At 37.4% G+C, this 13,092-nt stretch carries 14 protein-coding genes; 7 read left to right on the forward strand and 7 right to left on the reverse strand.

The window, feature by feature from the left end; genetic code table 11:
- Positions 1-146 precede the first annotated feature (146 nt).
- The 4 genes from AC3CH7_RS02120 to AC3CH7_RS02135 form a co-directional block, all read right to left on the reverse strand.
- The gene (locus AC3CH7_RS02120; RefSeq protein WP_036170277.1) at positions 147-1,241 is read right to left on the reverse strand and encodes a DUF418 domain-containing protein; all 1,095 of its coding nucleotides are present in this window, start codon (positions 1,239-1,241) and stop codon (positions 147-149) included.
- Positions 1,231-1,827 carry a TetR/AcrR family transcriptional regulator gene (locus AC3CH7_RS02125; protein ID WP_031419533.1) on the reverse strand — a complete coding sequence of 199 codons (597 nt, stop codon included), beginning with the start codon at positions 1,825-1,827 and terminating at the stop codon, positions 1,231-1,233. The genes AC3CH7_RS02120 and AC3CH7_RS02125 overlap by 11 nt, the downstream gene beginning before the upstream one ends.
- Positions 1,828-1,929: 102 nt before the next feature.
- Positions 1,930-2,604, reverse strand: a complete 675-nt coding sequence (locus AC3CH7_RS02130; protein ID WP_031419532.1) for a phosphopantothenoylcysteine decarboxylase domain-containing protein — start codon at positions 2,602-2,604, stop codon at positions 1,930-1,932.
- A 74-nt stretch (positions 2,605-2,678) separates the two neighbouring features.
- Positions 2,679-3,557 carry a LysR family transcriptional regulator gene (locus AC3CH7_RS02135; protein ID WP_031419531.1) on the reverse strand — a complete coding sequence of 293 codons (879 nt, stop codon included), beginning with the start codon at positions 3,555-3,557 and terminating at the stop codon, positions 2,679-2,681.
- Positions 3,558-3,682: 125 nt separating this feature from the next.
- Here AC3CH7_RS02135 and AC3CH7_RS02140 point away from each other — a divergent pair, with 125 nt between their 5' ends.
- Positions 3,683-4,591 carry a DMT family transporter gene (locus tag AC3CH7_RS02140; RefSeq protein ID WP_373561633.1) on the forward strand — a complete coding sequence of 303 codons (909 nt, stop codon included), beginning with the start codon at positions 3,683-3,685 and terminating at the stop codon, positions 4,589-4,591.
- Between the two features lie 562 nt (positions 4,592-5,153).
- Here the strand turns inward: AC3CH7_RS02140 and AC3CH7_RS02145 are convergent.
- Complete coding sequence (locus tag AC3CH7_RS02145) at positions 5,154-5,603, reverse strand: general stress protein (protein WP_012293847.1); 450 nt, start codon at positions 5,601-5,603, stop codon at positions 5,154-5,156.
- Positions 5,604-5,797: 194 nt separating this feature from the next.
- Positions 5,798-6,238 carry a Dps family protein gene (locus AC3CH7_RS02150; protein WP_012293846.1) on the reverse strand — a complete coding sequence of 147 codons (441 nt, stop codon included), beginning with the start codon at positions 6,236-6,238 and terminating at the stop codon, positions 5,798-5,800.
- Between the two features lie 234 nt (positions 6,239-6,472).
- Between AC3CH7_RS02150 and pepF the strand changes: the two genes are divergently transcribed.
- Entirely contained in the window at positions 6,473-8,290 is a 1,818-nt protein-coding gene (gene pepF, locus AC3CH7_RS02155; protein ID WP_036167845.1) for an oligoendopeptidase F, read from the forward strand.
- Between the two features lie 227 nt (positions 8,291-8,517).
- Positions 8,518-9,501 (forward strand): SEC-C domain-containing protein, encoded by a 984-nt coding sequence (locus AC3CH7_RS02160; protein ID WP_036167843.1) that lies wholly within the window; start codon positions 8,518-8,520, stop codon positions 9,499-9,501.
- Positions 9,502-9,566: 65 nt separating this feature from the next.
- Here the strand turns inward: AC3CH7_RS02160 and AC3CH7_RS02165 are convergent, their stop codons facing one another.
- On the reverse strand, positions 9,567-9,758 hold the full coding sequence (locus AC3CH7_RS02165; protein WP_012293843.1) for a zinc-finger domain-containing protein: 192 nt from the start codon (positions 9,756-9,758) through the stop codon (positions 9,567-9,569).
- Positions 9,759-9,948: 190 nt separating this feature from the next.
- On the opposite strand from AC3CH7_RS02165, the gene AC3CH7_RS02170 reads away from it, so the two are divergent.
- From AC3CH7_RS02170 to AC3CH7_RS02185, 4 genes are all read left to right on the forward strand, one after another.
- On the forward strand, positions 9,949-10,341 hold the full coding sequence (locus tag AC3CH7_RS02170; protein ID WP_031419527.1) for a ribonuclease HI family protein: 393 nt from the start codon (positions 9,949-9,951) through the stop codon (positions 10,339-10,341).
- A 251-nt stretch (positions 10,342-10,592) separates the two neighbouring features.
- Positions 10,593-11,390, forward strand: coding sequence for an amino acid ABC transporter substrate-binding protein (locus AC3CH7_RS02175; RefSeq protein ID WP_036167840.1), 798 nt, complete (start codon positions 10,593-10,595; stop codon positions 11,388-11,390).
- Positions 11,391-11,455: 65 nt separating this feature from the next.
- Positions 11,456-12,112 carry an amino acid ABC transporter permease gene (locus AC3CH7_RS02180; protein ID WP_031419525.1) on the forward strand — a complete coding sequence of 219 codons (657 nt, stop codon included), beginning with the start codon at positions 11,456-11,458 and terminating at the stop codon, positions 12,110-12,112.
- Positions 12,113-12,123: 11 nt separating this feature from the next.
- Positions 12,124-12,870, forward strand: coding sequence for an amino acid ABC transporter ATP-binding protein (locus AC3CH7_RS02185; protein WP_012293839.1), 747 nt, complete (start codon positions 12,124-12,126; stop codon positions 12,868-12,870).
- Positions 12,871-13,092 lie beyond the last annotated feature (222 nt).

Raw genomic sequence — 13,092 nt, forward strand, 5'->3', positions numbered from 1 at the left:
TTCTATAATTCTGTTATACGATTGTCAATATAAAATATTAGAAAACCTAGCTGAATACTTTGTAATGTGTATTTTAGATTAGAAAACTGCCTATACCTAAAGTATTTTATGCCTAATCAGTAAGAAATAGATGGCTATCTACTAATTTATTTCGAACTCCATTTCCTCATCAAGGATTCAAGTGGACCGCGATGATGTTTAGCTCTCCACCAAACAGAAGTAAACACACATCCTAAAAAGTAACAGCAGGCATACAGCATGGAAAAAGCAAGCGTTTGATTCTCCAGCTTTTGGCAAACAATTAGTATCCCAATCCCTATAAAAACATGGCCAACATAATGGGTTAAAGACATTTGCCCGGTTAAGATGAAAGCTTCAATGACTTTATTTTTACATGTCTCTACAAGATAGATGGAGCCTACAATGAGGACTATAGCCGAAGCCGAATTAGATAGGACATACATCATATTTGGTGGAATCGGTCCCGTATCAAATAAATACAATGCACTCTCTACATCTAATAAATGGATGGTTGTTGTTATCTTAATAAATAATGTTGAAAAAGTCTCAGTCATTATGACTAGCAATAAACCTGTCACTAGTAAGATTTTTCTTATAGTACGATTTGTTAAATCTAATGTGCCGATTAACATCCCCATCAGAAAGAAGCAAATCCAGGGGAATAGTGGGTGATAGCCATTAAACATCAAATTTCTTATAAATCCTGCTGGTGTCCAAAAATCAAGATACTCTAGTAAGACATATGTTGGATGCCAACCAGCAAGGTAATTAAATTGAATTTGAAGCCATTGTGAAAGGATGAGGATAGCACCTATGATGAAGATCATCATTTTCTTGGATTGCGCAATCAGACATGCGGCCACAAACATATACACGCCATAATAATGTAATATATCTCCTGTCCAGCCGATCACATATAATATTAGCCCAATCGTAAATAACAAAAACGACCTTTTCCATAAAGTAAGTCGATTCTGACGAAGAAGCAGTGGGTCCTTAGTCTCTCTAGCCTGACGAGTCATTAAAGCTATCCCTATTCCTGCTAACATGACAAATACAGCGGAAGCACGCCCCTCGAAAAGATTTTGTAAGGTAATCATCCATGCTGAACCATTCGTTGTAGAACCTGTTATGACTCCAAAATTTACAATGAACATCCCTAGCATGGCGAGAGCTCTTGCAAAATCAAGACCTTCAATGCGCCGATTGTTATTGATCATTTTTGTCCCCTTGGATAACGCTATGTACTGCCTCCTTCCAAATAGCTCTATAGTTCAATTGGTTGCCTGTTAACATGAAATTACCGATATTATCATAAACCAGGGCTAGCATCTGTGCCTTTGCTTCTATATGGGGAGTATCCTCTAGCACCCCTAGCTTCACGCCATATCGTAGGACTTCAACAAAGCTTGTTAAAAAGCTAGTTTCTAGCTCCACTAATTGTTTCTTATAGTTTTCATCGCGAGCTGCTAATAGTACATATTGATTAAATATTTTATTAAAATAAGGATCCTTCCCCTGCGCTTCAATAGACTTATAGCCTAGCTCGAGTAATTTCTCCTTGAAATTCGTATGAGAAAGCTCCTTATAATTCACAGCGATATCCTGTTGAATTTCTTTATACAGTGCATCAAATAAGTAAGAAATTAATTGATCCTTTGATTGAAAATAATAGTAAATGGCTGGTTTTGATATACCGACCTCTGCAGCAATCATTGCTAAACTTGTTTTTTCAAACCCTTTAGTTGCAAACATCACATAAGCCACATCTATGATTTTTTGAAAAGTTTGTTCTTTATTCCCCATTATAATCCTCCTTTTTTACCGACCGTTAAGTAAATAATAAATGATACTCCGCTTTTAAACAAGAAAAAACTGTGTAGAAATATTTCTCTACACAGTTCATATTTATTGATTTTGCAAATACAGCATTAAAGCTTCGGCTGTTTTTTGCTTGCCCATTACTTTAGTTGGCTGTCCATCAGCAGGTACAATCCAATGGGGCTCGTCCCCGCCATATAAAGACTGAGAGCTATTGGCTACCATTAATTGAGCATGGGCTGTTTCCATTCGCAGTCGTGCACGTGCTAACAAAAACTCCTCGTCATTGGTTGCTTCTAGCTTAAACCCTACTAACGTCACATTTGGTTGCCAGCCCTTGATTTGTCCTAAGACTTTCGGCGCCTTTTTAAAATGAATAATAGGTGGCTCATCGGAAGGCATTTTCCCTGCTTCCTCCATCAAGTTGCCCGATTGATCATACACTTTATCAATGACCCAATCGGAGCCAGCAGCAGCCATAATCACAATATCAACATGTTCTTGTTGGACAGCATGACGAACTTTTTCTCCTAAATCGTCAATGCCCTCAAATTTAATCAATTTCATTTGATCGTGATTCACTGGAAGCTGTGCAAAATAGCCATGCATATATACTACATTAGCACCAGCAGCGAGTGCCGCCTCCGCTAAATAACAGCCCATTGTCCCTTTTGATAAATTCGTGTGCCCTCGTACACGATCCCATTTTTCAAGTGTTCCCCCACTTGTAATGAGTACGGTTTTACCTTGTAATGTCCCCATCCACTCACCTATTTTCTAAAATATATACACCTACTATTTTACCGTAATGCACGGATAGGCTTCAATAGATTCCATCAGACTGCACTTTTTTGTTCCATCAGCCATGCACTTAAAATCTCCGCAAATTTCTTTGTTACAGGTGATGCATTATGCTTCATGGCAATTCCGATTGTACGGTAGGCACCTTGCTTTAGTGGAATTGCTTTTAATGTAGGCGGCAAATTTTGAATGACCAATTGTGGTAAAATACTGATTCCTAGTTGATGAGAAATCATAGAAACAATACCTACCTCCTCTGAAAGTTCAAAGCGAATATTTGGCTTCACATGATATTGTTCCAACAACACTTTGACATCATTGGTCCCTTTATAGGAAGTCATAATAAAAGGCATATCTTCCAAATCAACAATATCTATCTCTGACTTATTAAATAGTGGGCTTTTATCTGAAACGATACATAATAAGGGATCCTGCTGTAATTCTGTATATTGATATTGCTCAGATTTTTGACCATTTAAAAATCCTGCCTCAATTTCCCCACTAAGTAACCATTGTTCAATTTCGTAATAATCTCCCTCGCGTAATTCCACCTGTATTCCAGGAAACTGATTGTCCATAATCCTAATAATTTCTGGCATCCAATTAGAAGATATACTTGAAATAACGCCAATACGGACGTTTCCTCTTGTCACTCCATGAATATGAGCTGCCTCTTGTTGCAATAATTCCTGTGCGTCTAAAACCTGACGCATTGCCCTTAGCATTGTTTGCCCCTCACTCGTTAGGGTGACACCGGCTCTACTTCGATGTATTAAGGCAAACCCAAATTCTTTTTCTAAACTTGATACGGCATGACTGACAGCAGACTGAGTTAATCCTAGTGCATCTGCTGCTTTTGTAAAGCTTGCGACTTCTGCTACCTTTGTTAAAATCTCATATTTTACTAAGCTCATCGGCATTCCCTCTACATACATGAATTTTTTTAATCCTAATCATTATAAACATTCGTTTTACTAATCTCAATACAACATATATAGTAATTTTTAGTATACAAACTGTTTTAGTACACAGATGGTAGGTGAACATATTGAGTATCCAAGGAAAAGCAAATGTATTGATGGTTATTGTCACAATGTTTTGGGGACTATCTTATACCTTTATGGTCATGGGGCTTGAAACATTGGCTGTTTATAATGTGGTGGCTTTACGTTGTATCATCGCATTTATAGTAGCTGGGCTTATTTTTTATAAACGGATGATAAAAGTAGATGGTAAGACTTTAAAATATGCAGCTATCCAAGGATTTTTATTATTCATTGTGTTCGCATTAAGCTTATTTGGATTACAATCCACTTCCGTTTCAAATGCAGGCTTTATTTTAAGCCTAACTGTTGTACTAGTGCCGATTTTCAGTAGCTTCATTGATAAAAAATTACCTTCCAGAGCCGTGAGCTTTGCGATTATTTGTACCATGATAGGTATTACAGTGTTAACGGCGCAAGGCTCTTTCTCCTTCCATAAAGGAGATTTGTTAGTCGCAATCGCTGCGCTATGTTATTCTATTTATTTACTTTTAAACAGTTCATTTACACGGAATGTGGAGTCCATTTCGTACGGCATTTACCAATTAGGCTTTGCGGGTATTTATGCCCTGATCTTAACCTTATTATTTGAAACACCAGCTTTACCGAATAATACGACATCCTGGATGGCTATTTTAGGACTTGGCATCATTTGTAGTGCGTTTTGTTTCGTTGGCCAAACTGTTGCACAACAGTATACTTCTGCTACACATACAGGTCTTATTTTTTCCTTAGAACCTATATTTGCAGCAATGTTTGCGATGATGTTCATCGGTGAAGGATTGACAATGAAACTAGTTATTGGTGGTAGCTTTATTTTAATTGGTAATTTATTTGCCCAATTAGAGCATTTCCATGTATTACGCTTTATTAAAAAGGATGCTCCAGAAAAAGTCATTCATTAAAAAGCAGAGTGATCCACAATGATCACTCTTCTCAGACTGTAGACAAACTCAAAAAATTTGAGAGTTTGCCTACAGTCTTTTTTCTTTTACAATGAAATAAAGTAAAGCCGTTGATTTTCACTACGGGCGGACGCTTTCCGCGGGCGGGGTCGAGCTGCTTCCCTCGCTTCGCTCAGTCCAGGATTCTCGACTTTCCCGCTTTTCCCGCAGGAGTCGCCCCCCTTCGTTCCCATCAACTTCTACATAAAGTACTCCATCTACATAGGGTGTTGAAAAGTAAATTTTTGTAACTGATATTTACTTCTAACATGCTTGGACAATACTCAAACCAATAAAATTATTCTCCTTCATCGAGAACGTACGTTCTTTTTTCTTCTTTAATATTTTTCTTAGTAATTGTAAATAAGAGTTAATAAAAATAAAAAGCACATCACTAAAATTTGTTTTTAGTAATGTGCTTTTTTATTTAATGTGTAACATTATAAATAAAATACTATTAAATAAGAATTAATGTACAATTACATGTACTTAATCTTACAGAGTAGATCACTCTGTTTTCCCTTTATAAAAATCTTCTAAGTTGCTCAGCCTCATTCATGCGCTCTTGTCTTAAACGTTCTTCCTGCTCAGCAGCTGTTTCCGGGTGTTGTGATTGTAGCGTATCATAATCATCATCACGTTCTGCAAATAATACGATACTCCCCTGCTCTACAAGATGAGCATAGTAAGCTATTTGCCCTTCGGAAAGATTAAAGCGTTTTAAGCCTTCTGTTACAGCTGAATCACCTGTAAACCAAGATTTAAATTGGTCCACCCAGTTACCAGCCTCATGTGTGTGGACATCATCATCCCATTTCACATCCTCCAACTGCTGGGAATCTTTCGCAATAATATGGATATCCTCTTTATGGAAACCTTCCGTTCGCATAGTTTCTAAAATATGAAGCATTTCATCCCTTGTATGGGCCACCTCAATTTTTGGATTTTGTTCATTCATCATATTCATGTTCATGTTCAATTCCTCCTATTTGTATGGCTTACTAAATAATTACCCTGATGATTAGGAAACAAACTCCTTTTGTCGCTTCGTTACCAAACTGTAATAATTGTTACTCTGCTTTTATACAAGTTCTCTTTTTGTCATATAGGGAAAGAAACCCTACAAAAAAAGCATCCCCACCTAGTATGGGAATGCTATTAATCCGTTTATTTGTCTAAGAAGGCTTTTAACATCCATGTATGCTTTTCAAGAGATTGGTACATCGCATTCAGTAAATCCTCTGTACGATCGTCCCCTTCCTCTGCTGCCAGTGCCATAGTAGAATTTAGAGCTTTCATGAGCTTTTGGAAATCCGAAATTGTCGTTGCTACCATTTCCTCCGTCGTCTCATTTCCTGTTGCTTCCTCTACATAGGAAAGCTCTAGATGCTCTTTTAATGTCGCCACAGGCTTGCCATCCTTTGAAAGAATACGTTCTGCAATTTCATCTAAATTTAACGTTGTTTCATTATACAATTCTTCAAATTTTGCATGTAGTGTAAAGAATGCATGCCCTGTGACATACCAATGATAATTGTGCAGCTTTGTATAAAGCACAGACCATGTTGCTACTAGCTTATTTAATTGTTTGTTTAAGTTTTGTGTCATAATAAGTTCTCCTCCAATGTATCAATTGTTCTAGCCTTTAATATGTGTTGCAAATAATGTTGGCTATACACACATTGTTCCCGACTAACAGTATTTCAAACATACCCCATACAATTGAATGAAAAAACCAAATACTTTTCTTTAAGAATATTTCTACTATTCTATTAAATTATTTCACTTTCCGAAATAGTTTCGTTATAATGAAATCACTTACATGTAAAGGGGTGTTTATAAATGGAAGTTTTACCATTAAGAAAAGATGTTGCAGTAGAAGAAACATGGGATTTAACTGATTTATTAAAAAATGATGCAGATTTTGAACCTACTTTAGCACAGCTTGTTGAAGAAGCAATTAGCTTCGAACAAACGTATAAAGGTACCATTACAGATGCGCAAAAGGTGATTGATGTATTAACAGCTTTCGAAAACTTGCAAAAAAGTATCGTTCCAATTGGTACGTATGCGAGCTTAAACCTACAAGCAGATCGCACGGATGATGTAGCCCAAATGCGTGCTGCAAAATTTAGTACAGCTATCGGTAAAATAAGTAGCGCCCTATCATTCGTAAGAAGTGAATTACTTGCTTTGGATGAAGCAGTATTACAAGAAGCGGCAACATTAAGCCCTCTTTACAAACATTATTTAGAGGAATTATTAAAACGAAAACCTCACCAGTTACATCCAGAAGTTGAAAAAGCGCTTGCTGCCTTTAGTTCTACTTTTGATGCACCTTACGAAACGTATAATACGACAAAATTAGTGGATATGAATTTTGGCGAATTTGAAGCAAATGGTGAAAAGCATCCATTAAGCTTTGTCCTTTATGAAAATGATTGGGAGTTTGAAGCCAATACAGAAGTTCGCCGTGCTGCCTTTAAAGCTTTTTCCAGCAAGTTGAGCGATTATCAACATACAACTGCACAAGTTTACAACACTCATATTCAACAAGAAAAAACCATGGCTGATCTTCGAGGATTTGATTCCATCTTTGATTATTTACTATTCGATCAAGATGTCGATCGCTCCCTTTATAATCGCCAAATCGATTTGATTTCTAAAGAACTTGCCCCCCATATGCGTCGATATGCAAAATTAATTCAAAAAGCGAATGGTATTGAGCACATGACATTTGCAGATTTAAAAATTGCTTTAGATGCTGCCTATGATCCAAAATTATCGATGGACGAGGCGAAGGAATATGTCGATAAAGCATTGGCGATTATGGGTGAAGACTACAATCACCTAATGGACAGAGCCTTCAAGGAACGCTGGATTGACTATGCACCTAATAAAGGTAAATCGACAGGGGCATTCTGTTCAAGTCCTTACGGTAGTCACCCTTATATTTTAATGTCATGGAATGAACGTATGAATGAAGTCTTCACCCTCATTCATGAGCTTGGTCATGCAGGTCATTTTGCGAATACGCATGCTCATCAATCCTATTTTAATAGTCGTCCTTCCCTATACTTTATTGAAGCACCATCTACGATGAATGAAATGCTGCTAGCAAATTATTTATTAACGCATAATGAAGATGTGCGCTTTAAACGATGGGTCATTTCAAATATTGTCTCTAAAACGTATTATCATAACTTCGTCACGCACTTACTTGAAGCCGCATACCAACGTAAAGTATATGAATTGGTGGACGCTGGTGAATCTGTCAACGCGAATATTTTAAACCAGTTAAAACGTTCTGTACTAGAAGATTTTTGGGGCGATGCAGTGGATATTACGGAAGGTGCTGAACTGACGTGGATGCGTCAGCCTCATTACTATATGGGCCTTTACCCATACACCTATAGTGCGGGCTTAACGATTTCAACACAAGTATCTCAGCGCATTTTAAAAGAAGGTGATGCAGCCGTTGAAGAATGGTTAGCAGTCCTGCAGGCTGGTGGAACAAAATCCCCAGTGGAATTGGCACAAATGGCAGGTGTAGATATTACAACGGATCAACCACTTCGAGATACGATTGCCTACATCGGTCATTTAGTAGACGAGCTAGAACGTCTCACACTCGAGATTGAGGCTGTCCAACAATCATAAATGCTCTAGAAAACGGTTCTGTTCTTGCAACGTACAGATCGTTTTCTTTTTTTAGTTCTAAGTGAAAACGTGCATACATATACTTGAATTAGGGCGTCCCTCCACACTTTTTAGATATTTCAAAATAGACAATCATTTTTCTTCATACAAAAGTACCGTTATTATTAAGAGTACGCAAATTATTTAGCAATATACGATTAACAATTGTCAAAGGAAGTGTTCTAATTATGGTAAAACGTAATGATCCATGCCCATGCGGTAGCGGCAAAAAATATAAAAAATGTTGTGAAGGTAAACAGCAAGTAACAGTGGAAACAGTACAAATCGAAGAATTAGAGCGTGTGCTACAAACATTTTATTTAGAATACCCTGAGCGTAAAGATGTTCGTGCTTATATCGAGCATGTGGGCACATGGCAACCTAAATTAGAGAGCGTGCTACAGCGTGAGCTGATTGAAGCCATCGCTTTAGACGACTTTTTCTTCCATCAAGAGCCATCGATTTGGAAAAGTTATTTAAAGAAAACGAAGAAAAAAGCAGTAAGACCTTCTACAGTAAAAGTACTTGATGACTGGTCTCACCCTGCATTATTTATTGGTACGGTATCTGTTGTTGAGGAAAATTATTTTAAAGCAAGTCATTTACTTACAAATGAAGAGCTTTATATTCGTCGTGAAAATGATAAACCAATTCCGGAAGGCATGCATGTCTTTGCCTTTATTTTACCGGATGGAACGAAGAAATTGTCACATTATTTAGCTGTGTCTACATTGATTTTCTTCCCTGAGGATCATCTAAAAGTATTTGAAGAGTTTAAGAAAAACTTTGAAGCATCTGAGAAAAAAGTTGGAGCATTCTTAAAAGAAGAACATCTTGCATTCTGGGAGCTACTGGTCTCCAACGGCTACAAAGGGGAAGAATTCACTAATTTTGAAAGCACAGTCCTATCACAAGTAAAAGAATTCTTGGAGCAAAATGATCGTGAAACAGCTCCAATGCTTGAGCTATTAGAGGACTATTTAATAGAAGGACAACCTACTGCACGCAAAGAAGCGGCCATTGTTGCTGGTGCAATCCGTTACGGGCAGGAAAAAGAGCTCTTTGAATCTCTTTCTATGACGGTAAAAGAAATTGCCGCAACTTTTGATATTTCTGCTTCTTCACTTACAAAGTATTACCAAGATTTAAATAGCTATGTCGAAACAAAATAATCCTATAAAAGAAGCTACATTTATCAGCAATTGCTAATAAATGTAGCTTTTTTCCAAACGATTCCTTATTTACTGTAAACTTTTAAAAGCTCTTCACCTAAAAACTGTAGCTTTTCTCCAATTGAACAGGCTTCAATACAGAAGCGATGAGCTCCTGGTTTACCACGTTCTTTACGTAATTGCTGAATGACTAAGCAATCTGCGCAATACGTATCATGCAGTTCGTCTATATCCTTCATAACCGTCACTTTATCCATGTGAACTCTCGCTCCTTTCACGTCCAAAATTCACTTCCTACTATTATGAAGCGTTCATTTTGAACAAGCAACTATTTTGTTTATCCACTTCAGCAATTTTTTCAAGTCCATCACTACTAGCACATAGATGTTTTACAGCGTATCCTTGTTGTACAATTATATGGAAGTCAAATAGTAAAGTAGGGATGTTATGTTAGAGGTTTATATAGATGCTGCTAGTGCAGGTAACCCTGGCCCAAGCGGTATCGGTATATTTATTAAAGGTGAAGGCCAACATATACAAATTAGTGAGTATATCGGGGAAACAAATAATCATATTGCTGAATTTACTGCTTTAGTCCGTGGCCTTGAGGAAGCACAAAAGCTTAGCTCTACGCTTGTTTCCGTTCGCTCTGATTCTAAAATCGTTGTCGCCTCTATGGAAAAAGAATATGTGAAAAACGAGGAATTTAAACCTTTTCTGGAAAAAGCATTATCGCTCTCCAACACCTTCGATTTATTTTTTATTAAATGGGTGCCTGATTCTCAAAACAAAGCTGCTGATGCCTTGGCACGAAAAGCTATCCAAAACAATAATCATTAAACAATGCATGCCAAGGGACTGTTATGGACAGTCCCTTTTCTCCCCTTCTATTCAGATACTTAATATCCCCTAATCCATTGTTTTTATGAAGTCAATTTTCTTACAAAGATCATACAAAATTAGCTCTAATACGCATAAAATTTTCTGATTAATCCAAAACGATATTGACATACATTAGACGCGGTGATATCCTTTAACACATTAGTAGTTTAGCAAACGAAAGTGATAGTTTTATATAGGGGGAAATAAGGATGAAACGTATAATAACTTTAGTGATGATGCTAACAGCTGTCATTGTTTTAGCAGCATGTGGCACATCAAAAGAAAAATCAACAGAGAAAGACCCATCTTCAGCTGATCAGGAAAAAATCATTATTGGCATTGACGATAAATTTGCACCGATGGGCTTTCGCGATGATAAAAATGAAATCGTGGGATTTGATATTGATTTAGCACGCGCGGCAGCTGAGCATATGGGCGTAGAAGCTGAATTCCAACCAATCGACTGGAAAACGAAAGAGGCTGAATTACTCAGCGGACGTATTGATTTAATTTGGAACGGTTATACCATTACAGATGAGCGCAAGGAAAAAGTATTATTTACAAAGCCTTATCTCGAAAACTCTCAAGTGGTTATGACTAAAGCAGATTCTAAGATTGTAAAATTAACTGATTTAGCAGGCACAGAAGTAGGCATTCAATCTCTTTCTTCTGCTGCAGACGCATTAAATGGTAACCCAATCCACAAAGAGATAAAAACAATTACAGAATTCTCGGATAACGTTTTAGCTTTATCAGACTTAAAGACAGGACGTGTTGATGCCGTAGTAATTGATGCTGTTGTAGCAGAATATTACATGACACAAGAGCCTGATACATTTAAATTATTAGAGGAAACACTTGCTCCAGAACAGTACGGTATTGGTGTAAAACCAGGGAATGAAGCATTATTGGAAAAATTGCAAGCTGCATTAGACAAAATGAATGAAGACGGTACAGCAGCTGATATTTCTACAAAATGGTTCGGTGAGGATAAAGTATTAAAATAAAGACAGGATATTTTTTGTAAGAGTTTCCTCTGCGAAACTCTTACTCTCTTTGGAGGGACATCACTATGACAGATTACTGGCAAACTATGATATGGCCGATGCTAGAGGGCGCGAAAATGACCGTTATCCTGTTTTTCATCGCCATTCTTATATCGATTCCATTTGGCTTTTTATTGACACTTGCAGTGAAAAGTCGCATTAAACCACTTTCTTGGCTTGCACATACGTATATTTATATCATGCGTGGTACACCACTATTGCTACAATTATTATTAATTTGCTTTGGTCTACCTATGCTGCCAGTAATCGGTGAATATTTAGTATTGGATCGTTTTGTAGCCGCGTGCCTTGGCTTTATTTTAAATTATGCTGCCTACTTTGCTGAAATTTTTCGTGGTGGACTACTCGCCATCGATAAAGGACAATATGAGGCAGCACAAGTACTCGGTTTATCAAAATGGCAAACCACAACACGTGTCATTTTGCCACAAATGTTCCGCGTAGCCTTACCAGCTTTATCGAATGAATCTGTTACGCTAATTAAGGACACAGCCCTACTCTATGCTGTAGCAGTTCCAGAATTACTACATTTTGCGCAAACAGCCGTCAATCGTGACTTTACGATTGTACCTTTCTTTATTGCTGGTGCTATTTATTTAATCATGACGCTGATCTTGACCGTATTCTTTAAATGGCTAGAAAAACGTTTTAAATTTGAATAGAGGTGATCTATATGGCATTGATGGCAGTAACCAACTTAAAAAAATCTTTTAATCAAGTCGAGGTTCTTAAACAAATTTCATTTTCTGTAGAGAAGAACGATGTCATTGCGGTAATCGGTCCCTCTGGGTCTGGTAAAAGTACCATGCTCCGAAGCTTAATTCATTTAGAGGAAATTGATGGTGGTAGCATTTTAGTAGATGGTGATTATCTTGTGCAGGACGGCGTGTATGCCAAGCCACAGGAAATCAAAAACCTGACAGCTAAAATGGGGATGGTCTTTCAACATTTTAACCTATTCCCCCACTTAACAGTGCAGCAAAACCTTGAAATGGCCCCTCGCTTATTAAAACAAGAATCAGCTGAAGCCATTTCGAGCCGTTGTCTAGATTTATTGAAAAAAATTGGGCTTTCCGAGAAGGCAAATGCCTATCCAGCTAATTTATCCGGTGGTCAAAAGCAACGAGTGGCAATTGCCCGTGCTTTAATGATGAACCCTCAAATTTTATTATTTGACGAGCCAACATCTGCCTTAGATCCTGAGCTGACAGGAGAAGTATTAAAGGTCATGAAAAGCTTAGCTGAAGACCAAATGACTATGATTGTCGTTACACATGAAATGGGCTTTGCGCGTGAAGTAGCCAATAAGGTTGTCTTTATGGATGATGGACAAATTATCGAATCTGACCACCCCGATAACTTCTTTACAAACCCACAAAACGACCGAACTAAGGCATTTTTACAAAAGAACCTAAAATAAAAAGTAGGGCGGACATAGTTAAATAGACTAAACTAATAAGAGGATATTATGTTCAATATATGAGCATATATCCTCTTTTCTTTTATATATTAGATTTGTTAATTAGATATTGAAAATATCGTATAGTATGTATAAAACATTAAGGAACATACGTTCTTTTTGGTGGAGGATATAGCCCACAGCGGGAGGCGTAGTGAGGTCTTTAGACCGAGCGTTAATATC

It is taken from the genome of Lysinibacillus sp. F12 (assembly GCF_057773605.1).